Consider the following 24242-nt stretch of genomic DNA (forward strand, 5'->3'; position numbering starts at 1 on the left):
GCCGGCTCTGGCTCTGCGATCACACTTGCGGCCCCAGGCCGTGGGTCAGCAGCGTAATGGCATGGCGGGCGATGACATCGGCGCTCAATGGGTTGCTGTCATCACGCTGCCATTTGGGCGCGGTGGCCAACGGCAGCAACGTCATGCCAAACAGGGTGATAAACAATAACGAGGGTTCCAGCCCGGCATGCAGTTTCCCTTCGGCCTGCCAACGGATGATCGATTGCAGTGCAGATTTACGCTGGGTATCACCAAAACGCGCGTTCATGCGCTGCTTCAATACGCCGTTATCACTCATTACCTCACGCAGCCACAGCGGAGGGAACCACGGATGTTCGCTGGAAATATCGATAAACCGCTGCGCCAGTTGGGTAATGGCAGCCACAGGATCGTCCGCATTGGCGTCAAAAACGCTGCTGGCAGCGAGCCTCACCGGCAGGAAACGTTCGTCGATCAACACATCCAGTAACTGTTCACGGTTGTGAAAGTAGTAGTGCAGCATGGCTGGAGTGACACCGGCCTCACGGGCGATGGCGTTCAACGAAGTATCGGCAATGCCTTGACGGGCAAACATATTTAGCGCCGTGTTGAGCAGGTGCTCGCGTTTTTCTGCGCCATTGGCGCTGCCGCTGGGGCGACCGGGGCGGCGAGGTTTTTGAACGTTTTGTGCTGTCATCGCGGTGAGATCCATTGACCGGAGAAAAGAATAACTCATATATTAATTACTCGATTAATTAATTACAAGCAGGCTCAGCTAAATGGGTATTGATAACCTGGCAGGCACCGAAGAAAACGGCAGGGCGTCCGAGCAGGCACCCTCGATCCGTTTGCTGTTCTCCGCGCTGCTGCTGGTGATGCTGCTGGCAGCGCTCGATCAGACCATTGTCTCCACCGCGCTGCCAACCATCGTTGGCGAATTCGGTGGCCTGGAAAATCTGTCGTGGGTCGTGACCGCCTATCTGTTGGCGTCGACCATTGTGGTGCCGCTGTATGGCAAGTTTGGCGATCTGTTCGGTCGCAAGATCGTGCTGCAGATAGCCATTGTGGTGTTCCTGCTCGGTTCGGTGCTGTGTGGGCTGGCGCAGAATATGACGGAACTTATCCTGATGCGTGCGCTGCAAGGGCTGGGCGGCGGCGGTTTGTTGGTGGTGACCATGGCGGTGGTCGGCGATGTGATCCCACCGGCCGATCGTGGACGCTATCAGGGGCTGTTTGGCGGGGTATTTGGTCTGGCAACGGTGGTCGGCCCGCTGATCGGCGGATTGCTGGTGCAGCATTTCTCCTGGCGTTGGATTTTCTATATCAACCTGCCGCTGGGGATTTTCGCGCTGTTGGTAATTGGCGCGGTGTTCCAGTCTAAGGTCAATCGGGTTAAACATGAGATAGATTTTCTCGGGGCCAGTTACCTCGCAGCGGCGCTGACCTGCATCATCCTGTTTACCAGCCAGGGCGGTACGGTGATGGCCTGGTCGGACGGTCAACTGTGGTGCATTCTGGCCTTTGGCCTGGTGTCGATAGGTGGGTTTATCTACGAAGAGCGACTGGCGAGCGAACCGATCATTCCGCTCGACCTGTTCCGTAATCGCACCTTTGTGCTCTGCGCATTGATAGGTTTTATCGTCGGTATGTCGCTGTTTGGATCGGTGACTTTCCTGCCGCTGTATCTGCAGGTCGTGAAGGATTCCACGCCGACCCAGGCCGGGATGCAGCTGCTGCCGCTGATGGGCGGGATAATGCTCAGTTCGATCATCAGCGGTCGGTTGATCAGCAAGCGCGGCAAATACCGTATCTTCCCGATTATTGGCACCCTGTGTGCCCTGGCAGGCATGGTGTTGCTGGGGACGTTGAAAAACTCGACCCCGGTGCATTTGCTGTACCTCTACATCAGCCTGTTGGGGTTGGGGCTGGGTATGGTGATGCAGGTGATGATCCTGGCGGCGCAAAACAGCGTAGAACCAAAGCATATGGGGGTCGCGACCTCCAGCGCCACGCTGTTCCGCTCTATTGGCGGCTCTATCGGCGTGGCGGTGTTTGGCGCGATTTTTACCAATGTGCTGCACAGCCGGCTGACCACCTTGCTGCCGGAGGGGGCAGAGCTGCCGCGTTCACTGGGGGCTGATGCCGTGCACCATTTGCCGGCGCAATTGCAAAACGACTACCTGCAGGCCTTCGGCGGTGCGATCCACTCGGTTTACCAGATTGCGGCAGGGGTGATGGTGCTGGCCTTTGCCTTGACCTGGCTGTTGAAAGACGTGCCTCTGCGCAAGAAATAACCCCTGAGCCGGTGCGTGAAATACCTGTGTACCGGCTTGCCACACGCTCTGCGATGTACTTTTACTGAATCCTTACGTAACCCTGTCAGACTAAAAACGTCGCTTTCTATATATTGAGAATAAACGTTCTCAATAGGATGGAAAGTCGATGCAAAGGAAAAAGGTTTTACTGGTCAGCCTGTCGCTGTTGTTGTCTGCCTGTGATGGTCAGTCCGCCAGTACACCGGCCGGTGTACCTGAGGTTGGCGTGGCGACATTGCACAGCCAGCCGGTCACGCTGAGCAGTGACCTGACGGGCCGGGTCAATGCCACCATGACCTCGGATGTTCGTCCGCAGGTGGAAGGCATTATAAAGGCACGTCTGTTTACCGAAGGGGCGGAAGTCAAAGCCGGGCAGGTGCTGTATCAAATCGATCCCGCGACCTATCAGGCCAGTTACGATCAGGCCGCCGCGCAGTTGAAAAGTGCCCAGGCCACGGTGAAGTCCAGCCGTTTGAAGGCGCAGCGCTATGCCGCACTGGTGAAGGAGAATGGCGTCTCCAAACAGGATGCGGATGATGCGATGGCAACCTATCTGGAGGCCGTAGCCGCCGTCGCGCAGTATCAGGCGGCGCTGGAAACCACCAAAATCAATCTTGCTTATACCCAGGTACGCGCGCCCATTTCCGGCCGTATCGGTATTTCTTCGGTTACGCCGGGTGCGCTGGTGACCGCCAGCCAAACCGATGCACTGGCAACCATTCGCGCACTTGATCCTGTCTATGTCGATCTCACCCAGTCCAGCAGTCAACTGCTTAAATTGCGCAGGCAGCAGGCTTCACTGCAACGTGACAATGTCACGCCGGTAGCGATCAAACTTGAAGACGGCACGCCCTACAGCCACCCCGGCAAGCTGGAACTGACCGAAGTGTCGGTGGATGAATCTACCGGTTCTGTCACCCTGCGTGCCGTGTTCCCTAACCCCGAGCACGAATTGCTGCCGGGCATGTATGTCCATGCCACCCTGGACAACGGGGTCGATCCCAACGACATTTTGGCACCGCAACAGGGCATTACCCGCAATGCCAGGGGCGAGGCGACCGCGTTGGTGGTTAACGCGCAAAACAAAGTGGAACAACGCACCCTCACCACCGGACAGGTTATCGGCAGCAGTTGGCTGGTCAGCAAAGGGTTGGATGCAGGCGACCGACTGATTGTCGAAGGCACGAATAAGGTGGCCATCGGCGTAGAGGTCAAGGCCGTTGAAGTGCAACAGCAGGCGAATACGGCTGCGACTAACGGCGGGGATCAATAACCATGGCGCAGTTCTTTATTCGGCGGCCGGTGTTTGCCTGGGTGATTGCGATCATCATTATGCTGTGTGGCCTGATGTCGATCAATTCGCTCCCCATCTCGCAATACCCGGACGTCTCCCCACCACAAATTTCCATTTCCGCCACCTACCCGGGGGCCGATGCGGAAACGCTGGAAAACAGCGTTACCCAGGTGATTGAGCAACAGCTGACGGGGCTTGATGGGCTACTTTATTTTTCAGCGACCAGCAGCTCCGACGGTTCGGTGAGCATTAACGTGACCTTTGATCAGGGCACCGATCCGGATATCGCCCAGGTGCAGGTACAGAACAAGGTGCAGCAGGCGGAAAGCCGTTTACCGGCCGAAGTGACGGCCCAAGGGGTAACGGTCAAAAAATCACAGAGCAGCTTCCTGCTGATCGTCGGGTTGTATGACGAAACCGACAAGGCCAGCATGGCGGACATATCCGACTATCTGGTCAGTAATATTCAGGATCCGCTGTCGCGCATAGACGGGGTCGGTGACGTGCAGGTATTTGGGTCAGAATACGCGATGCGCATCTGGCTGAACCCGACCCGGCTGGCGTCCTATTCACTGATGCCGTCCGATGTGGAAACGGCGATTGAAGCGCAAAATACCCAGGTTTCTGCCGGTAAAGTCGGCGATTTGCCTTCCGGTGCCGATCAGCAACTGACCGCCACGGTGAAGGCGCAGTCGCGGCTGCAAACGCCGGAGCAGTTTCGCAATATTATCCTGAAAAGTGATAGCAGCGGGGCGTTGGTGCGCCTGGGCGATGTGGCGCGGGTTGAGCTGGGCAACGAGGATTACTCCTCCAGCGCCCGCTTGAATGGCCACCCGGCCTCGGGGATTGCCGTCAAGCTGGCCGCCGGGGCCAATGCGCTCAATACCGCCAAACGGGTCAAGGCCAAGGTGGCGGAATACCAAACTTCGATGCCCAATGGCTACAAGGTGGCCTACCCGAAAGACAGCACCGACTTTATTAATATCTCGATCGAAGAAGTGGTGAAAACCCTGATCGAGGCGGTGGTGTTGGTGGTGATCGTGATGTTTGTCTTCCTGCAGAACTTGCGAACCACGCTGATCCCGACCATTACCGTGCCGGTGGTGCTGTTGGGCACCTTCGGCGTGCTCGCCGCCTTCGGCTATTCAATCAACACCCTGACGCTGTTTGGCATGGTGCTGGCTATCGGGCTATTGGTGGATGACGCCATCGTGGTGGTGGAGAACGTCGAGCGCGTGATGCGGGAAGAGAAACTGCCACCGCGCGAGGCAACCGAAAAATCGATGAAGGAAATCACCGGCGCGCTGGTTGGCATTGCCATGGTGCTGTCGGCGGTCTTCCTGCCGATGGCGTTTTTCGGCGGTTCCACCGGGGTGATCTACCGCCAGTTCTCGGTCACTATTGTGGCTTCCATGGTGTTGTCGGTGATCCTGGCGTTAACCCTGGCCCCGGCACTGTGCGCCACCTTGCTGAAACCTGCACATGAGGATCTGACCAACAAGGGCCTGCTGGGCAAATTCAATCGCGGCTATAACCGCCTGCAGGAGAAATATGCCGATAAGGTCGGCCGGGTGATCCACAGCCCAATGCGCTATCTGTTGCTGTACGGCCTGTTGTTGATTGCCGCTGCCGTGATGTATATGCGTTTGCCGACCGGCTTCTTGCCCAATGAAGATCAGGGGGTGGTGATGGTGCAGTACACGCTGCCGGCCGGGGCCACCAATGCCCGGACCTCTGCGGTCAGCGACGAGGTAAAGGATTATTTTCTCAACGATGAGAAGGCCAACGTCAGCACCATTTTCACCATTAACGGTTTTGGCTTCAGCGGCAGCGGACAAAACGCCGGAATGGCCTTCGTCAGCCTGAAAGACTGGAGTTTACGCTCTGGCAGTGCCAATACCGCCGATGCGATTGCCAAGCGTGCGATGGCGCACTTCGCCAAGATCCGTGACGCACAGGTGTTCTCGATGAGCCCTCCGGCGATTGACGGTTTTGGCCAGTCTGACGGTTTCACCTTCGAACTGCAGGCCAAAGGCGCAACGACCCGCGCAGAATTGCAGGTGATGCGCGATCAGATAGTTGCGGCGGCGGCGAAAACCCCCAGCCTGAGCGCGGTACGCGCCAACACCTTGCCGGATACCCCACAGCTGCAGGTGGAGATCGACAATGACAAACTGCAGGCATTGGGGCTGAGTAATGGCGACGTCAACAGCACGCTTACCAGCGCCTTCGGCAGCACCTATGTCAACGACTTTATCGACCGCAACCGGGTGAAAAAAGTCTATATGCAGGGTGATGTCGAGTACCGTTCAAAACCGGAAGATCTCGACAAATGGTTTGTGCGTGGGACTTCCAGCAGCGGAGCCACCAGCATGACGCCGTTCTCGGCCTTCGCCGCGTCACACTGGATCTACGGGCCGGAAAACCTGTCTCGCTATAACGGCCTGTCGTCGTTTGAGATCACCGGTGAAGGCGCGCCCGGTACCAGTTCCGGTACTGCGATGGATGAGATGGAAAAACTGGCGGCGAAATTCTCCTCCGCCAGCAGCTTTTCCTGGAGCGGCCTTTCTTATCAGGAGCGCTTGACCAGCGGGCAGGCAGCCTCGCTGTATGCCATTTCACTGGTGGTGGTGTTCCTGTGCCTCGCGGCCCTGTACGAAAGCTGGTCAATTCCGTTTGCGGTGATGATGGTGGTGCCGATGGGCGTGGTCGGCTCGCTGTTGGCGATCACCCTGCGTGGCCTGGAAAACGATATTTACTTCCAGGTGGCGCTGTTAACCATCATTGGGCTGTCGGCCAAGAACGCCATTCTTATCGTCGAGTTCGCCGAAGAGAAATACCTGCGGGGCGAAACCCTGATCGCCGCGGCAGTCGAGGCTTCCCGTATGCGTTTGCGCCCGATTCTGATGACCTCCCTGGCGTTTACCGCCGGCGTGTTGCCGCTGGCCGTGTCCAGCGGTGCCGGCGCCAACAGCCGTATCGCCATCGGTACCGGGATTATTGGTGGCACCATCACGGCAACGATACTGGCGATCTTCTTTGTTCCGTTGTTCTACGTTTTGGTACGCCGGATGTTTTCACGCAAAACCACCGTCGCCAAACCGCTGGAAAACACTGCGCCGCAGGCAGGAGAATAATGTGTTGCAACGTTTAATCATTCTGACATTCCCGCTGTTACTGGCGGGGTGTATCTCGCTGGATCCGAACTACCAGCGCCCACAGGCACCGGTACCGACCACCATGCCACAGGGGGCGGCTTATACTGCGCCTTCCGGTAAATTATCACTGAGCTACCCGGACATTCCGTGGCGTGACTATGTGGTCGACGCCAAACTGCGTCAGGTGGTAGAGATGGGGCTGAGCAGCAGTCGAGATCTGCGTGAAGCCATTGCCAATATTGAATCGGCGCGGGCGCTCTACGGCGAGCAGCGCTCCGATTTGTTCCCAACCATTAACGCCGGTGTGGACGGCAGCCGTGGGCGGGCACTGACCGGTAACGGTAACGCCACCGCGATCAGCCAGAGCTACGAAGCCACGGCCGGCACCAGTGCATTTGAGCTGGATTTGTTCGGCAAGAACCGTAGCCTGTCACGATCGACCTTTGAAACCTATCTGGCGGAATCGGAAGCGGCCAAAAGCACTCGCCTGACGTTGATCGCCGATATCGTCACCGACTGGGTAAACCTTGCGGCGGAACGCAGCAACCTGGCTGCGGCCAAAAGCACCATGGAAAGCGCCAAGTTGTCACTGGCCGTGACGCGCAAAAACCAGCAAAACGGCATTCTGTCGATGGTTGATGTCGCTACGGCGGACACGGTGTATCAGCAGGCTCGCTCGGACGTCGCCAGCTACACCACCAGCGCCGCGCAGGCGAAAAATGCGCTGGATCTGGTGGTGGGGCAAAGCGTACCTGAGAGCCTGTTGCCCACGGATATCGCAGCATTGTCCGGCATCATGAAAGACCTGCCGGCGAATCTGTCATCCCAGGTGCTGCTGAACCGCCCGGATGTGCTGGAGGCTGAGCATAACCTGAAGGCGGCCAACGCCAATATCGGCTCTGCCCGCGCGGCGTTTTTCCCGTCTATCAGTCTGACGGCCAGCGGTGGCATAAGCAGCGGGGAATTGTCATCACTGTTTAGCAAGGGGGCTGGCGTCTGGTCATTTGCACCGAGTATCAGCCTGCCGATCTTCACCGGCGGCTATAATACCGCCCAGTTGAATTACACCAAGGCGCAGAAAGACCTGTACGTTGCCACCTACGAGAAAGCGGTGCAGACGGCATTCCAGGAGACCGCCGATGCCCTGGCGCGTAAAGGCACTATTGAGGAACAGTTAGCGGCGCAAACCGGCTATGTGGCGGCTTCTCAGGAATATTATCGCCTGGCAGAGCTGCGTTATCGCCACGGGGTGGATACCTATCTGACGATGCTTGACGCGCAGCGTACCTTATATAGCGCCCGTCAGTCGTTGATTACCACTCAGCAAACCGAATACCAAAATCTGATCACGCTGTATAAAGTACTGGGCGGTGGTATTAGCGCAGAGAAGCAGGGCGATGGTGTTATTGCCAATAATGGCTCCCTGACCCAATAAGATTTACTGCAGGCAACGCTGCTAATACGCAGGATGGCGACAACATTCTGCGTATTTTTATATTCACTCTGTGGTGAAAGTGTAAAGAAAAGGAAAATTACTTTGCCATGCAGAACTCGCCACATGAAGAAAGGTCAGAATATTATCGCATCATTCTCGCGGCCAAATAGTTTGAGGTTGAAATGGAAAGTGATATTCAGCAGCAGGTCATTTCAGTGGTCGACCGCTATAACGCGCCGGGCCTGTTCAAAAGAGGCATAGACGTGACTCTCAATACCGAAATAAACAAAGAGCTGAACCTGTCTTTGCCGATGTCGGAGACGCTGATGCATGGCTACTTCGACGCTTTCCGAATAGACAGCAGTAATTACAATCATGAGCTGTATTTTCGTCAGGTGTCTAAATCATTGTCATTCATTTCCCCATCATCCCGACGTGGTCATCATTGGGATCTTGAGATGGAAAGGATCCGGCCCTTGTATGTTTATATGCTGGTGCGTTCCGCCCGGGCAAAACGTTGGCTCTATGACATTCACTTTCTGATTGAACAATTAAAATAACCCTGGGTTGTTGGCGAAAGAATTAACCCACGAACAGTCAAAGTAAAATATTGGCCCGCAGCTGTGTTGCGGGCCTTTTCATTGCGTTATTCCGCCAGCAGTTCGGCAAATTTCGCCAACCATTGTGGATGTGCCGGCCAGGCCGGGGCGGTCACCAGGTTGCCATCAACATGGGCCTGATCGATGCCGATATCGGCAAAGTGTCCGCCAGCCAACTGCACTTCTGGCGCGCAGGCCGGGTAGGCGCTGCAGGTTCTGCCTTTCAACACGCCGGCGGCGGCCAGCAGCTGCGGACCATGGCAAACGGCGGCGATGGGCTTGCGTGCGGCGTCAAAAGCCTGCACCAGTTTGATGACCTGCGGATTCAGTCGCAGATACTCTGGCGCTCGACCTCCGGGGATCAACAGGGCGTCGTAGTCTGCTTCTTTGGCTGCCGAAAAATCGGCGTTCAGGGTGAAACGATGACCCGGTTTTTCACTGTAGGTTTGTGCGCCGTCAAAATCATGGATCGCCGTCATGATGTAGTCGCCTATGGCCTTATCGGGGCACACGGCATCCACCTGATGACCTATCATTTGTAACGCCTGAAACGGCACCATAGTCTCATAATCTTCAGCGTAATCGCCGACCAGCATCAGGATCTTTTTCTTGCTCATCAGGGGCTCTCCGTGGGGTAAACGATCCCTAACATATAGTCTATCAGGCAGCGGAGCGCGAACCTTTACACTGGTGCGACCTCTTCTATACTCATTTTTGCCGTGGTCATTTTTCACCGCAGGCTGTTCAGGGAGAGCAACCTCAGCGAGGTCGCGCAGTATCTCAGTCGATGACTCACCGGGCATGCCCGGTCTCTGCATTCGAGAAAACCTCATGCTAAATTTGGCTACATTGCTTGAAGAGAGTGCGCGTTCATTTGCAGATCGCCTGGCGCTGGTGCAGGAGGATGTTCAGTTTAGCTACGCCACGTTGAATCAACGTGCCAATCAGGTCGCTAATTTGTTGATTGCCCGGGGAGTGCAGCCGGGTGAAAGGGTGGCGCTGGCTTGCCCGAACCGTTGGGAGTTTCCCGCTGTTTACTATGGCATCCTCAAAGCCGGTGCGGTGGTCGTCCCTTTGAACACCTTATTAAAAGCGGGGGAGTTTGAATATTACCTGCAAGACTCGCAGGCGGTGAGTTTCTTCTGTTTTGAGGGCGACGCTGGATTGACGCTGGGGGAAGAGGCGCGACGTGCGTTTGAATCCACAGAGCAATGCCGTGATTTTATTATTATCGGCGACAGCCTGCCGCTGGCAGGTGACCGTTTCAGTCAGGTTATCAGCAGCCAGCCCACCGATTTTGACAGCGCCACCACGCTGGAATCCGACACCGCTGTGATCCTTTACACCAGCGGGACCACCGGCCGTGCCAAGGGAGCCGAGCTGACCCATTCCAATCTGGTGCTGAACGCGCTGGGTTCGGTACAGCTGTTCAATAGTTCGTTAGAACATCCCGATCGCCATTTGGTGACGCTGCCGCTATTTCATACTTTTGGGTCCACCGTACAGATGAATGCCGGTTTTGCTTTGGCGGCAACGCTGGTTATGGTGCCGCGTTTTGATGCGAAGCAGGTCATTGCGCTGATGCAACAGCACGCCATCACCTTTTTTGCCGGTGTCCCCACCATGTACTGGGCATTGTTGAACGCGCTGGATGATACGGCGGATCTTGCCCTGTTACGTAAAAACCTGCGCATGGCGGTCTCCGGCGGTGCCAGCTTGCCCGTACAAATCATCGAGGACTTCGCCCGGCGCTTCGGCGTTAATATTCTGGAAGGCTATGGTTTATCGGAAACCAGCCCGGTTGCCACCTTTAACCATCCGGGGCGGATCAATAAAGTCGGTTCTATTGGCCAGCCCATCTGGGGCGTGGAAGTCCGGTTAGTCGATGTCACCGGTAAAACGGTAGAGGGTATAGATCAGGTTGGCGAGATTGCGGTGCGTGGCCACAACGTGATGAAGGGCTACCTTAACCGCCCGGAAGCCACGGCCGAGGTGCTGGAAAAGGGCTGGTTCAGAACCGGTGACCTGGCACGCCGCGATGCCGATGGCTTCTATTTTATCGTTGACCGGTCGAAAGATGTGATTATTCGCGGCGGATTTAACGTCTATCCGCGAGAAATTGAAGAACTGATGATCCGCCATCCGGCCGTGTCATTGGTGGCCGTGATTGGCGTACCGCACCAGTCACTCGGCGAAGAGATTAAAGCGGTGGTGGTGCTGAAGGATTTGGACGAACCGGTGAGTGAAGAACAGCTGATCGCCTGGACCCAAGAGCGGCTGGCGGCGTTTAAATACCCACGCGTCGTTGAGTTTGTCGAACGGTTACCGATGACCAGTACCGGCAAGGTGATGAAACGATTGCTGCGTTGAAGGGATCGCTTGGAAATAATCCCGGCCTGCAGAGCAAGCCGGGAGAGATAACGCATTAACCTGGGTAAATGCCACGCTCTTTACGTGCGGTCAGGATACGCTCACAGGCGACGATATACGCCGCAGTGCGCAGGCTGCACTCTTTCTCTTCGGACTTGTTCCAAACGTGAATCATGGCGTCGGTCATGATTTTGTCCATACGCTCGTTGATTTCGCTTTCGCTCCAGAAGTAGCTGGCCATGTCCTGCACCCATTCGAAGTAGCTGACTGTTACGCCGCCGGCGTTACAGATAACGTCAGGTACCACGGTGATGTTGCGTGAACGCAGCACGTCGTCCGCGTCTGGGTAGGTTGGGCCGTTAGCGCCTTCCAGAACCAGTTTGGCGCTGAGGATTTCTGCACGTTGACGGGTAATCTGACCTTCCAGGGCGGCAGGGATCAGGATATCCATGTCTACGGACCAGAAAGCTTCGCTTTCGATTTCGCTGGCGCCAGGGAAACCGGCAATTTGCTTGTTCTTGGCCTGCCATTCAGTCAGTGCAGTCAAATCGATGCCGTTGGCGTTGAACAGGGTAGCGGAGTGGTCTTGAATCACCACTACACGCGCACCGATACCCACAAACAGGCGGGCGGCTTCGCTGCCCACGTTACCAAAGCCCTGAACCGCAACCTTGGCACCTTCGATTTGCACGCCCAGACGTTTCGCTACTTCACAGCCGGTAACGAATACACCGCGACCGGTGGCTTTCTCACGACCCAGGGAGCCGCCCAGGTGAATAGGTTTGCCGGTAACCACGCCGGTGATGGTCGTGCCGTGGTTCATGGAATAGGTATCCATCATCCAGGCCATAACTTTGGAGTTGGTGCCGACGTCCGGTGCCGGGATATCTTTCTGTGGCCCGATGATAAAACCGATTTCGCTGGTGTAGCGACGGGTCAATCTTTCCAGCTCGCCTTCAGACAGTTTGAAAGGATCGACGCGGATCCCCCCTTTGGCGCCACCGTAAGGCAGGTTGACTGCCGCACATTTGATGGTCATCCAGGCTGACAGCGCCATGACTTCATCGAGATCAACGTCCGGGTGATAACGGATGCCGCCTTTACCCGGGCCGCGCGACAGGTTGTGCTGAACGCGGAAGCCTTCGAAATGGCGGATTGAACCGTCGTCCATCTGCAGTGGGATATCAACGATCAGCGCGCGCTTCGGGTGACGCAGGGTATCAACCCAACGCGACAGATCACCCAGGTAAGGCGCAACGCGGTCGATTTGTTGCAGATAGGTGGCCCAGGCCGTTGTGCTACTTTCTGAAGCGTAGGATAGCTTTTCCATAACCAACCTTTTTTATATAGAGGTGTTTATTTTGTTTAACCGTGGTTTACCAAGTGCATAACACTTTTGCGACGCCAAATTTACCACTAAAAGCACGGCTTGTTAGCCCCCCCCTGGCGGGCTGCGGGCCGGTTTCCAGCGGGTTTTTCGACGCAAAAATGAATAGTTAATTACTTTTTCAGGAAGGGTCAGCTGACTACGCATACTTTATGCATAAAAAATGCATAAAACCCGTTTTTATCTATTTTTCAGAACCTTGAATGTGATCAAAAAGTTTCATTTTATTTAAGTGTCGTGTTGACAATGCCGTTTCCTGACGCCAGAGTTAAATTCATGTTAAATCTGCGGTGGTCGCATTTTTTTCTTAAACGGGAATGATAATAACCCACTGATATAAAGCCTTTTATCCTCCAAGCCCATGCTTCGCATGCTAAATGTGGGCTGGCACTCAGTTCGAACAGCCGTTTTCTGAGACGTACAGATATTTACTTCCCTTTAACAAAAGGGCAGGCAGCGTTTGGCCTGAATTTCTTTTTTGCCGGTAGAACGCCAACGGCGTTTCACTCCTGCTGCAGCGGTGAAAGCTGCTTAATCGCCTTAATGACGGACAGGTAACACCATGACAAAAAGTAAACAACATCGGTTGAATACCCTTTCAACCGAGGGGCACGACTGCGCCCAAACATTGCAACGAGGTCTGAGCGAACGCCATATTCAGCTTATTTCCATCGGCGGTGCCATTGGCACCGGGTTGTTTATGGGGTCGGGCAAAACCATTGCGCTTTCCGGCACTTCTATTGTTTTGACCTACGTCATTGTCGGCTTCTTTATGTTTATGGTGATGCGGGCGATGGGCGAATTATTGCTGACCAAGCTCGACTATCGCTCGTTTGCCGATTTCGTCTCCGAATACCTGGGACCCAAAGCCAGTTTTTTTCTCGGTTGGTCTTACTGGTTGAGTTGGGTGGTGACCTGCATTGCCGATGTTGTGGTGTGCGGGGGATACGTGCAGTACTGGTACCCGGAAGTTTCGCCCTGGCTGCCGGCCTTGCTGACTCTGGGGTTGCTGTGCCTGTTCAATATGCTGTCGGTGAAGATGTTTGGTGAAGCAGAGTTCTGGTTTGCCATCATTAAAGTGATTGCCATTATCGCGCTGATCCTGACCGGGGCCTGGATGGTCTTTATTGGCTGGACCTCGCCGGACGGGGTTAAAGCCTCGGTGAGTAATATCACCGACCCCAATATCTTTATGCCGCACGGCATATTCGGCTTTTTTGCCGGCTTCCAGATTGCCATATTCTCCTGCACCGGCATTGAGCTGCTGGGCACCATGTCGGCCGAGACCAAGGATCCGCAGAAAGTGTTGCCCAAGGCGATCAACGTGATTCCAGTGCGGATCATCATTTTCTATGTGTTTTCAATGTTGGCGATTATCGCCGTGACCTCATGGAGCCACGTTTCGCCGGACAGCAGCCCGTTCGTTATGTTGTTCGACCAGGCCGGTTTGCCTGCGGCAGCCGCGGTGATTAACTTTGTCGCCTTGACCTCCGCCATGTCTTCGGCCAACAGCGGGGTTTATTCCAGCACCCGTATGCTGTATGGCCTGTCGATGGAGAAACACGCGCACGGGCAGTTCAAAATACTGTCACGTACCACCGCTATTCCGATCCGCAGCCTGATGTTTTCCTGCTTCTGTATGGTGGTGGGCACCATGCTGTTGATCCTGATGCCGAACGTGATGACGCTGTTTACCATTGTTTCTACCGTGGCGGCGATACTGGTGGTTTACAGCTGGGGCATGATCCTGGTGGCCTATCTGGTTTATCGCAAACAACGGCCCGAACTGCATGAACGTTCTACCTTCAAGATGCCGGGCGGGGTGATCATGACCTGGCTGACCTTGGCGTTTTTCGCTTTCACGCTGGTGCTGATGGTCTTTGACCGGGATACGCTGATAGCGCTGTGCAGTATGCCGCTGTGGTTTATCGCCCTGGCGATAGTTTGGCGCTTCAGAATCAAAAATAGCCTGGCCCGGGAAGATTACGTCTATTACCAACCAGGCCAAGAAACCGAGTAGGCATTTAGCGTAAAAAAAGGCGAGGGCGCCCCCTAAGAAGGGGGCCGTTTGGATATGGAGTAAAACCGACATTCTTCAAATGGGTTACCGCATAAGGGGATACCCTGACACCATAACGAAAGTGTGATGGCACACGATGATGACATAACCTATATACGATAGGATAAATGCAACACCCTAAAATTAGGAATGCTCACCCAACTCCATTATATATATGATTAAAAATCAGTTTTTAAGTTTATTCAAACAAGGAAAAATCATGAAGGATCAACAACCAGATCGGCTACGTCGATTATTAGTTAAAACACCTTTTCTGGCCCCGTTATTAACCACATTACCGGTGACAGCAAAAGAGAAACTGTTATATTCCCTTACTGAAGATAAGGCGACAAATTCTATCCCGTCTCAGAGCAAGACGCTGCTGTTGAAAAATGCAAATATGGTCGTGACCATGGATAAAGACAAGCGCGAAATTAAAAAAGGCTGCGTCTTTATCAAAGGCAATACAATTGTTGCCGTGGGAACCGAAAGCGAAATGCCGCAAACGGCAGACAGAATTATCGATCTAAAAGGTCATATCGTTATTCCCGGTCTGATTAACACTCACCACCATATGTATCAGAGCCTGACCCGCGTAGTACCTGCGGCTCAGGACGGAGAACTCTTTACCTGGCTGACCACGCTGTATCCTATCTGGGAAAAGCTGACCCCTGAAATGATGAAAGTGGCTACCAAAACCGCAATGGCAGAGCTAATGCTTTCAGGCTGTACCACTTCCAGCGATCACCAGTACGTTTACCCGAACGGCATCAAGCTCGATCACAGCATCGAAGCGGCACAGGAAATGGGGATGCGTTTCCATGCCTGTCGCGGCAGCATGAGCGTAGGCAAAAAACAGGGAGGTCTGCCACCGGACTCTATCGTTGAAGATGAAAAGTTCATCCTCAACGATACTCAGCGCGTGATTGAGCAGTTCCACGATGCTGAACGCGGTGCGATGATCCGCATAGTGGTTGCACCTTGCTCGCCGTTCTCGGTCAGCGAAGGGCTGATGCGCGATTCCGCCAAACTTGCCCGGGCGCACGGTGTTTCCCTGCATACGCACCTCGCGGAAAACGTCAGCGATATTGAATACAGCAAAAAGACTTTCAACAAAACGCCTGCGCAGTATGTGGAAGATCTGGAGTGGGTCGGTCGCGACGTATGGCATGCGCACTGCGTGAAGCTTGATGATTACGGCATGAAACTGTTTGCCCGCACCGGTACCGGTGTTGCGCACTGCCCTTGCTCCAACATGCGTCTGGGTTCTGGTATTGCGCCAGTGCGCCATATGCTGGATGCAGGCATGCACGTGGGCCTGGGTGTGGACGGTTCTGCCTCAAACGACAGCGCCGATATGATTGGCGAAGTGCGTCAGGCGCTGCTGCTGCAACGTGTTGGTTTTGGCCCGGAAGCGCTGACCGCACGTGAAGCGCTGGAAATCGCCACCCTTGGCGGTGCGAAAAACCTCAATCGCGACGACATTGGTGCGCTGGCACCGGGCATGATGGCAGATATTGCGGTGTTTAACCTGGAAGGTGTTGGCCTTGCTGGCGCACAGCACGATCCGGTTTCCGCCCTGGTGTTCTGTAACCCAGGTAAGGTTGCTTACAACATCATCAATGGTCGCGTGGTGGTGGATAACGGTAAAGTGACTACCGTAGATGTACCGGTGATCATTGAAAAACACAATCGCCTGGCTCATCAACTGATGGAAGGCTAACCCCTCTGACGCTGCGCAGCCTCCTTAGCCAACGCTAAGGCGTCTAAGCTGTCTAAGGAAAACCCTCGCCAACAGCGGGTTACCCCGCCCGGGACAAGGCTTTGATAAAGCCCATTTGTGGACTTTCAAAGGGCTGGATGCGGCCCGGCATCTGTATGAAAGCGTCGGTTTCACGCTGGCAGAAGAGCAGCCGGGCACACAATGGGGTCAATTGATGACCGAGCAGCTATTCATTCGCCCCCAAGTTGCCCGAGGTTGACGTACTTGGTTTCGAGATACTCATCAAGCCCGATAGCGGCACCTTCACGACCCAGCCCGGACTCTTTGACGCCGCCAAAGGGGGCGACCTCGGTCGAAATAATACCTTCGTTGATGCCAACCATGCCGCTTTCGAGCTGACGCGTCACGCGAAATGCGCGCGCCAAATCGCGGGTATACAGGTAAGCCGCCAGTCCAAAGGGCGTGTCATTGGCACGGCGGATCGCCTCATCTTCATCGTGGAAGCGGAAACAGGCGGCCAGCGGGCCGAACGTTTCCTCATGCGCCAACTGCATCCGTTCATCGGCATCGGCCAACACCGTTGGCTGGAAGAAGGAGCCACCCAGCGGGTGGCGTTCTCCACCACACATCAGTCGCGCCCCCTGGTTTATAGCGTCCCGCAGATGAGCCTCTACTTTTTCTACCGCTTTCAGGTGGATTAACGGGCCTTGCTGGGCGCCTGGCGTCATGCCGGGAGCGACTTTCAATGTCCGCGCGGCATCGGTCAGCCGCTGGACAAAGCGGTCGTAAATGCCGTCCTGAATGTAGAAGCGATTGACGCACACGCAGGTTTGGCCGCTGTTACGGAATTTGGCCGCCATTGCGCCCGCCACCGCAGCATCCAGGTCGGCATCGTCAAACACGATAAACGGCGCATTGCCGCCCAACTCCAGCGACAGTTTTTTAACCGTATCCGCCGCCTGGCGCATCAGCAGTTTTCCGACCGGCGTGGAGCCGGTAAAAGACACTTTACGCACCCGCGCGCTGGCCATCAGTGCAGCACCAATAGCCGGGGTATCACCGGATACGGCATTAATCACCCCTGGCGGCACTCCGGCAAGTTCGGCCAGTACGATCAACGCGAAGGCGGAAAGCGGCGTCTCGTTAGCGGGTTTGATCACGGCGGTGCAACCGGCCGCCAGCGCAGGGCCTAATTTGCGCGTCAGCATCGCCAGTGGGAAATTCCATGGCGTGATGGCCGCAATCACGCCGACCGACTCTTTAAAGGTGATAATTTGGTTACCGGCTTTGGTCGCCGGAATGGTCTGCCCATAAGCGCGCTTGGCTTCTTCGGCAAACCATTCGATAAAGCTGGCGGCGTAGGCGACTTCGCCCTGGGCTTCGCTCAATACCTTGCCTTGCTCGGTAACCATCAGCTCAGCCAAAGCTGCCTGATTTTTCATGATCAGTTGGAACCAGCGTTGCAGGATTTGTGCTCGTGCCTTGGCGGGCAAGGCACGCCAAGCCGGCAGGGCAGCGGCAGCCGCGGCAATGGCCTCGTCGGTTTCTGCGCTGCCGACTGAAGCGACCTCCGCCACCGATTCACCGGTGGCGGGATTGCTGACCTGATAGTGTTGGGTACTGGTGCGCCATTGGCCACCACAGTACCAACCGTTGCGCAGTAAAGAAGAATAGTCAGTCATGCAATGTTCCTTGTGTCGGTATTGTCCATGGCAAATAGCCCGTTCGCCGGGCGGCTCTCACGCGTTATACGCTTACCGGCGGTGTAATCATTGATGACATCGCATGGGGTATAGTGGCGTTCCAGTTCGTAACGCTCATCCTCACTGAGCGGGGTAGACAAGGCACTGACGGCGCTGTCTATTTGCTGCACCGTATCGGCCCCGACCAGCATGCAGTCGACCCCCGGGTGGCTGAGCACCCAGGCCTGGGCAACCTGTGCTGGAGGGATACCCCGTAGCGACGCCACCAGACTGACCGATTGGGCAACGTTGCGTGAGGTGGCGTCGGCGTACATTTCCTGAGTGAAGAAATCCGTCTGGTTACGCACCGAGTTGAAATCGCAGCTTAATAAACCGCGCGCCAGCGGGCTGAATACCGATACGCCCAGTCCCTGATCGCGGCACAAGGGGATCATCTCCCGTTCTTCCTCGCGATAGGCGCAGTTGAGTTGCAACTGCATGTTGATGGGTTTGACGAAGCCGTGGCGCTCACAAATCCACAGAATTTTGGCCAACTGCCAGGCATACATGGTCGATACGCCGACATATCGGGCTTTGCCGGAGCGGACGATATCGTTCATCGCCGACCAGGTTTCTTCAATCGGCGTATTCACGTCGAAATAGTGCAGCATGTAAATATCGATATAATCGGTACCCAGGCGGCGCAGGCTGGCGTCAATGCTGGCCATAATGTGCTTGCGTGAATGCCCCTGATTATTAGCGCCGCCACCAATCGGGTAGCCGACTTTGGTAGCCAGTACCAGTTCGTCGCGCTGGGCCAAACGCCCAATGATATTGCCTACGACTTCTTCACCCGCACCGCTGGAGTAGAAATCCGCCAGATCAATAAAGTTGATGCCACACTCCAGCGCATGACGGATCAGCGGCTCACTTTGTTGTTCGTCGAAGATCCAGGGTTTCCACTGTTTGCTACCCATGTTCATGGTACCAAGACACAAACGGGAAACGTTCAGCCCACAGTGGCCAAGATTAATGTATTCCATGGGGTTTTCCTCAGACACGCGGCGTATAGAAGGGGTTAGACAATTGCGGCAGGGCGTCGGCAAGCTGGCTGCGGTTGGGTAAGCGATTCATCGCGGCGTGGATGGCCTGACGGCAGGCGCGATAGTTATTGCGATACACCTCGTCAAGATTGTCGCAGGCTGGGTTGACCCAGTTCGCCGTCACGATACACCACTGGTCTTCGGCCTCCGGCGGCAGAATAGCTTCCAGCAAGGCTTCGGCCACCGCTTTGGCGATCGCCGCCTGAGAGGCTCCCCAGGTAGCGTTGCCATGCAGTTCGCTGCTGATTTCAGCCTTGTTGACATACAGGGTCATCGGCTTGGTCGGCACATTGGGTTTCACCACCACCATAAACGGGCAGTGCCCCTGGCTGGGGGACGCCAGGCTGGAAGAAAATGCCTGACCCACCACGCCATGACGCGGTCCAATCATAATATTGATGTGCGAGGCGTTTACGCCATTACCTTCAAAGCCTTCACCGATATACATTTCCACGTTATTACTCCTGTTTTCAATAAGATGGTGTTATTTAGCTGATGTCAGCAACGCATTTTCTGCGCGCTGTGCTGGATCCTGGCTGGCATCAACCAGGGTTAATCCTTTGGTTTCCGGCGCCCAGGCAATGGAGACCCATGCGCCAATAATTAAAATCACCGCCAGAATGCCGGTGGTGGCGGGCATGCCATAGTGGACAATCGCCAACGGCAACAGACCGGTGCCGATAGCCGATCCCAAACGGCTCATTGAGGTGGCGAAGCCGACGCCCATCGATCGCACTTCCGTCGGGAAGCTTTCCGCCGGGAAAACGCCGACCAGGTTGCTGACCGCCGACATAATCAGGGTGAAGGCGGCAAACAGGGCAATCAGCCAGGCCGTTTGGCTGGCGGGAATGAGGCTCAGCAGCATCAGACAGGCGGCCAGGAACACGAAGGCGCCAATCAGGAAACCCCGTCGTGAGCAGAACATCGTCAGCACAATGCCAAGCAGCGCACCGACGATCAGCAGACCGTTGAGCAACAGGTCGGTCGAGAAGTTTTGGTCCAGGCCCATTACCTGCAAAATGGACGGCAAGAAGGTATAAATTGCGAAATACGGGATCACCAGACAGACAAAGAACAGGCTGTTGAACGCGGTTCGACGACGATAAAGGGGGCCAAACAGCGACAAAAATCGCGGTTTACTGAGGGTCGGCGCTTCACCGACCAGCATCACATTCGGGCCGAAATAGCGGTGAACAATCGCCATGGCCTGTTCACGACGGCCTTTGCCCAGCAGCCAGCGGGGGGATTCCGGCGTGCCGATACGCATGATCAGAATGATGAATGCCGGCACTGCAGAGGACGAGAGTAGCCAACGCCAGGCATCCGGGCCCATCGCCGTCAGAAAGTGACCGGCAAATCCGGCCGCAACATAGCCGAAGGTCCAAATCACGCTGAAGGATCCCAGCAGCACGCCACGGTGTTTACGCGGGGAGAATTCGGCAAGCATGGTATGCCCGACAGAAAAGTCACCGCCGAGCCCAATGCCCACCATGACCCGTAACAGGAACAGTTGCTCCGGCGTAGTGGCAAAGAACTGCAGCGCCGAGGCGAGGGTGATCACCACAAAGCTGAAGCAGAATATCTTTTGCCGTCCAATATGATCGGCGATCCAGCCGAGGGCCAGACTACCGATAAACAACCCGATCAACGCTGAGCTGCCGAGCATGCCTTCCCAAAAGGCGGAGATCCCCATTTGTGGTTTGATTTGTGCCAGGGCGAAACCAATGACGCCCAGTACGTATCCGTCGGTAAAGTGGGCACCAAACGTCAGTCCGGCGATTTTGAGATGGAATCGGTTTAAAGGGACGTCATCCATACGAATTTGTTGCGATGTCAGATTTTGCATTGACCAGTCCTCCGGTAGGAGCGGTGTAGGGTTGTTGTTAGAGTTTTGTTTTGAATGCGTGAACAATGTGGCAGCAGTTCGGGGTCGTCGGCGAGTGCGTTTTAGTCATACCCTCAGGTAGAAAATGCATGTGATCGGCTTCTGGTTTTACAGAAATAAGCGCCACGGAGGCTGGCGAATAACTGCAAATTAGCAACATATGATTAACAGGTGGGTTGCTGAACAGAGGCGCTGTGGATCGTGAGAAAACTTCCATCACTCAGTATGTTGCGTGTATTCGAAGAAACCTGCCGGACGCTGAGTTTCAGCAAGGCGGCAGAGGCATTGTTTATTACTCAAAGCGCGGCCAGCCGTCAGATAAAACAGCTGGAGGAGTTTCTGGGGAAATTGCTGTTTATCCGTAGCCACAGCGGCCTGGCGCTAACCCAGGATGCAATTTTGCTGTTGCCGCGGGTACGGCAGTCATTGGATATCCTCGAGGAGGGGATCCAACAGGTGCAGTTGCACAATCCGTTGCAGCATCTGCGGCTACAGGTAGCGCCGACCTTCGCGACCCGCTGGCTGGCACCGCGACTGGTGGCGTTACGTCGCCGTAACAGCCAGTTGCAGATCGCTTTGATCAGCGAGACCCGGCAAAAATATTGCGACTTTGACTGTGCCATTCGTTTTGGCGAACCGGCCGATTGTGCCGTCAATGGGGAATGGTTATGTCATGAACGCCTGGTGCTGGTCGGCAGCCCTTTATTGATGGTCAATGAGGCCTTCCCGCCGTTGCATACCCAGCCGCAGTTGCACATTCTTAACGGTGATATCCGGCTGGATAACTGGGTATGCTGGCTGGCGGCGGCGGGTCAAGTGATTGCCGGTCAGCAGAGCGGGCTGGAATTCAGTACCCAGGATCAGGTGATTAACGCCTGCATTACCGGTGCCGGCTATGCGGTACTGGATCGATTGATGATCCGTAATGAACTGCAAACTGGACTGTTGGTGTTACTGTCACCGCTGGAGTTGAAAAGTCGCAACGGCTACTGGCTGGAAATTCCGGCCGGCAAGCGCGATTTACCTCGGGTAGGTTACTTTCATGACTGGCTGCAGGAAGAAATTGTGCAGCTATCACAGCTGCTTGAACCGATGTCGGGCATGATGGCGGCGGTATGAGCAGACGTGGCGATACCGGGATGTGTGGGTGTGTTACCTTATTGTTAATGAACATTGCTCGTTCCCCATCCGGACGGGCCTGACTGGGGAAAAACGTGTCTTCAATTGTTGAGTTGTTAAAACTGCATCCGGTGATTGCCGCAGTAAAAGATAATGAAAGCCTGCAAGCAGCGGTAAAGTCGGATTGCCGGATTATTTCGGTGCTCTACGGCAACATCTGTAATATCGGGCGCATCGTGCAGCAGATTAAAGAAGCCGGGAAATACGCCTTTGTTCACGTTGACCTGCTGGAAGGCAGTTCCAACAAAGAAATCGTGATTAACTTTTTGAAGATCGTGACGGCCGCCGACGGCATCATCAGCACCAAAACCTCAATGGTGAAAGCCGCGCGTCAGCAGGGGTTCTATGCCATTCACCGGTTGTTTATCCTCGACTCCATCTCCTTTAATAACGTCGATAAACAGGTGGCGCAGTCCACGCCGGACTGTATTGAGATCCTGCCGGGCTGCATGCCGAAAGTGTTGGGATGGGTGGCAGACAAGATTGATCTGCCGATCATTGCTGGTGGTTTGGTCTGTGATGAAGACGACGCCCAGACGGCATTAAAAGCCGGGGCTATAGCCGTCTCCACCACCAACCATGACGTGTGGAAATTAAAGCGTTAACTCATCCACCAGGGGACTGAGCGCTCGTAACAGGGGATCGAGATGGGTGCTCACCCGCTGATAAACCTGCTGATTGAGTTGTTGGTAAAAGCGGTGGTTGTGGGCGTCCGGCGTAAAGCTTTCACCTACTTTCACCAGGGTGTCGGTTGCCTGCTGATAACTGTCGAATACACCTACCGCCATACCGGCGTTGATGGCGCAACCCACCGCAGCAGAACCACTCATCAAATTACGCCTGGTCGGGATACCAAACACATCGGCAAAAATCTGCATAAACAGGTCGCTGTTGGCCCCGCCGCCGGAAATGATTAGGCTGTGGAACGGCGTATTCAGTTCCTGCGCCATCTTGTCCATGTGGTTTTTCATGGTGAAGGCAATGCCTTCCAGAATGGAACGATACATATGCGCCCGGGTGTGACGCCCGTCGAAACCGATCATCGCGCCTTTGCGGAATTCCGCTTCAGGAGGGGGTGCCCAGTCATGCACGGTGATTAACCCTTCACACCCGGCAGGCACGCGTTCTGCCTCTTGGTTTAGCAGATCTTCGATGCTCACCCCGGCGTCATGGGCAGCAGACAGCGCTGCGGCACCAAATTGGTCGCGAAACCAGCTGACTGTCCACATGCCACGTCGAACGCCCATGCATTCATACAAATAGCGGCCGGGGATCGAGGCCTGAAACGGCCAGAAATTCTGCGCATTTTTCACATTGGTATGGCCATGCACCATGGCACCGATATAGGTGCCCAGCGAGACTAACGCAACCCCCTCATCCAGCGAACCGGCCCCCAGGGCTTCTACCGCCTTATCGTGTGCGGTCGCCACGACGGGAATACCGGCAGGCAAGCCGATGTGTTGCGCCGCACGTTCGCTGAGATGACCGAGGATTTCCCCCGGCTTCACCACATCAAAAACCTGATCGCGCGTCAGGTTGCAGCTTTGCCAAACTTGCGGATCGGTGCTCCAGTCCAGTGTGTCATTGTCCATCGGCCACCAGCCGATATAGTTGGCGCAGGTATCTTTAAACTCACCGGTCAACCTGTGCGTGATATAGCCGGAGGTGGTGGTGACATAGCGCACGCCCCGGTAAGCCTCGATATATTCATAGGGCTTATTCAGGCGTTTATCCATCCAGTTGATGACCGGGTAGGCCAGTTCGCCGCTTTCTTTCAGTAACGCCCGGCAACAGCGAATGATGCAGACGCCCATCGCCACAATGTCCTGCGGTTGACCGCCACGGTCGGCAAAATGCTGCATCACGCGGCGAAACGCTACTTTTAAAGCATGCCACAGGTCGTCATCAGGGTGTTCCGCCAACAGCGGTGCGGGGATATCCAGTTTGCGCAGCTGCTGTTTACCTTCGCAAATGACCTTGCCGTCCAAATCAAAAATAACCACTTTTGCGCTTTGGGTGCCAACGTCCACCCCCATCAGATACTTCTTCTTCATGCGATCGCTCCTTAAGAAAA

Annotated in this window: 18 protein-coding genes and 1 pseudogene; 11 read left to right on the forward strand and 8 right to left on the reverse strand. The window is 55.2% G+C overall.

What is annotated here, in order from left to right:
• Nucleotides 1-19 precede the first annotated feature (19 nt).
• On the reverse strand, nt 20-715 hold the full coding sequence (locus OCH02_RS05340) for a TetR/AcrR family transcriptional regulator (protein ID WP_261430242.1): 696 nt from the start codon (nt 713-715) through the stop codon (nt 20-22).
• 43 nt (nt 716-758) lie between these two features.
• Between OCH02_RS05340 and OCH02_RS05345 the strand changes: the two genes are divergently transcribed.
• From OCH02_RS05345 to OCH02_RS05365, 5 genes are all read left to right on the forward strand, one after another.
• Nucleotides 759-2273 (forward strand): MDR family MFS transporter, encoded by a 1515-nt coding sequence (locus tag OCH02_RS05345; protein ID WP_261430243.1) that lies wholly within the window; start codon nt 759-761, stop codon nt 2271-2273.
• Nucleotides 2274-2421: 148 nt separating this feature from the next.
• A complete protein-coding gene (locus tag OCH02_RS05350; RefSeq protein WP_261430244.1) occupies nt 2422-3567 on the forward strand; it encodes an efflux RND transporter periplasmic adaptor subunit in 1146 nt (381 codons plus the stop codon).
• A 2-nt stretch (nt 3568-3569) separates the two neighbouring features.
• Entirely contained in the window at nt 3570-6725 is a 3156-nt protein-coding gene (locus OCH02_RS05355) for an efflux RND transporter permease subunit (protein WP_261430245.1), read from the forward strand.
• Nucleotide 6726: 1 nt separating this feature from the next.
• Nucleotides 6727-8181, forward strand: a complete 1455-nt coding sequence (locus OCH02_RS05360) for an efflux transporter outer membrane subunit (RefSeq protein WP_315899151.1) — start codon at nt 6727-6729, stop codon at nt 8179-8181.
• Between the two features lie 182 nt (nt 8182-8363).
• Nucleotides 8364-8741 carry a DUF1493 family protein gene (locus OCH02_RS05365; protein WP_261430246.1) on the forward strand — a complete coding sequence of 126 codons (378 nt, stop codon included), beginning with the start codon at nt 8364-8366 and terminating at the stop codon, nt 8739-8741.
• 86 nt (nt 8742-8827) lie between these two features.
• On the opposite strand, the gene OCH02_RS05370 is transcribed toward OCH02_RS05365, so the two are convergent.
• Nucleotides 8828-9397, reverse strand: coding sequence for a DJ-1/PfpI family protein (locus tag OCH02_RS05370; RefSeq protein ID WP_017892877.1), 570 nt, complete (start codon nt 9395-9397; stop codon nt 8828-8830).
• Nucleotides 9398-9611: 214 nt separating this feature from the next.
• Between OCH02_RS05370 and OCH02_RS05375 the strand changes: the two genes are divergently transcribed.
• Entirely contained in the window at nt 9612-11150 is a 1539-nt protein-coding gene (locus tag OCH02_RS05375) for a long-chain-fatty-acid--CoA ligase (protein WP_261430247.1), read from the forward strand.
• A gap of 55 nt (nt 11151-11205) precedes the next feature.
• Here the strand turns inward: OCH02_RS05375 and OCH02_RS05380 are convergent, their stop codons facing one another.
• On the reverse strand, nt 11206-12480 hold the full coding sequence (locus OCH02_RS05380) for a Glu/Leu/Phe/Val family dehydrogenase (RefSeq protein ID WP_017892875.1): 1275 nt from the start codon (nt 12478-12480) through the stop codon (nt 11206-11208).
• Nucleotides 12481-13099: 619 nt separating this feature from the next.
• Between OCH02_RS05380 and OCH02_RS05385 the strand changes: the two genes are divergently transcribed.
• The 3 genes and pseudogenes from OCH02_RS05385 to OCH02_RS05395 all read left to right on the forward strand — a co-directional run.
• Nucleotides 13100-14557 (forward strand): amino acid permease, encoded by a 1458-nt coding sequence (locus tag OCH02_RS05385; protein ID WP_261430248.1) that lies wholly within the window; start codon nt 13100-13102, stop codon nt 14555-14557.
• Between the two features lie 259 nt (nt 14558-14816).
• Nucleotides 14817-16319, forward strand: a complete 1503-nt coding sequence (locus OCH02_RS05390) for an 8-oxoguanine deaminase (protein WP_261430250.1) — start codon at nt 14817-14819, stop codon at nt 16317-16319.
• 94 nt (nt 16320-16413) lie between these two features.
• A pseudogene (locus OCH02_RS05395) lies at nt 16414-16578 on the forward strand (MarR family transcriptional regulator); the annotation flags it as partial.
• On the opposite strand, the gene OCH02_RS05400 reads toward OCH02_RS05395, so the two are convergent.
• From OCH02_RS05400 to OCH02_RS05415, 4 genes are read right to left on the reverse strand one after another with little or no spacing between them, the layout of a single operon-like run.
• Nucleotides 16550-18001: an NAD-dependent succinate-semialdehyde dehydrogenase gene (locus OCH02_RS05400; protein ID WP_261430251.1), complete on the reverse strand. Its 1452-nt coding sequence runs from the start codon at nt 17999-18001 to the stop codon at nt 16550-16552. The pseudogene OCH02_RS05395 and the gene OCH02_RS05400 sit on opposite strands and share 29 nt — an antisense overlap.
• Complete coding sequence (locus tag OCH02_RS05405) at nt 17998-19044, reverse strand: aldo/keto reductase (RefSeq protein ID WP_261430252.1); 1047 nt, start codon at nt 19042-19044, stop codon at nt 17998-18000. Before OCH02_RS05405 ends, OCH02_RS05400 begins: the two co-directional genes overlap by 4 nt.
• A 10-nt stretch (nt 19045-19054) precedes the next feature.
• Nucleotides 19055-19558, reverse strand: a complete 504-nt coding sequence (fae, locus tag OCH02_RS05410; RefSeq protein ID WP_261430253.1) for a formaldehyde-activating enzyme — start codon at nt 19556-19558, stop codon at nt 19055-19057.
• Between the two features lie 30 nt (nt 19559-19588).
• Nucleotides 19589-20950 carry an MFS transporter gene (locus tag OCH02_RS05415; RefSeq protein WP_261430254.1) on the reverse strand — a complete coding sequence of 454 codons (1362 nt, stop codon included), beginning with the start codon at nt 20948-20950 and terminating at the stop codon, nt 19589-19591.
• A 240-nt stretch (nt 20951-21190) separates the two neighbouring features.
• Here OCH02_RS05415 and OCH02_RS05420 point away from each other — a divergent pair, with 240 nt between their 5' ends.
• Nucleotides 21191-22108, forward strand: a complete 918-nt coding sequence (locus OCH02_RS05420) for a LysR substrate-binding domain-containing protein (RefSeq protein WP_261430257.1) — start codon at nt 21191-21193, stop codon at nt 22106-22108.
• Nucleotides 22109-22203: 95 nt separating this feature from the next.
• Nucleotides 22204-22773, forward strand: coding sequence for a glycerol-3-phosphate responsive antiterminator (locus tag OCH02_RS05425; protein WP_261430258.1), 570 nt, complete (start codon nt 22204-22206; stop codon nt 22771-22773).
• Here the strand turns inward: OCH02_RS05425 and OCH02_RS05430 are convergent.
• Nucleotides 22762-24222: an FGGY-family carbohydrate kinase gene (locus OCH02_RS05430; RefSeq protein WP_261430260.1), complete on the reverse strand. Its 1461-nt coding sequence runs from the start codon at nt 24220-24222 to the stop codon at nt 22762-22764. The two genes, OCH02_RS05425 and OCH02_RS05430, sit on opposite strands and share 12 nt — an antisense overlap.
• Nucleotides 24223-24242: the final 20 nt, after the last annotated feature.

The sequence above is a fragment of the Serratia quinivorans genome, assembly GCF_946227985.1.
In the GTDB taxonomy this organism is placed as follows: domain Bacteria; phylum Pseudomonadota; class Gammaproteobacteria; order Enterobacterales; family Enterobacteriaceae; genus Serratia; species Serratia quinivorans_A.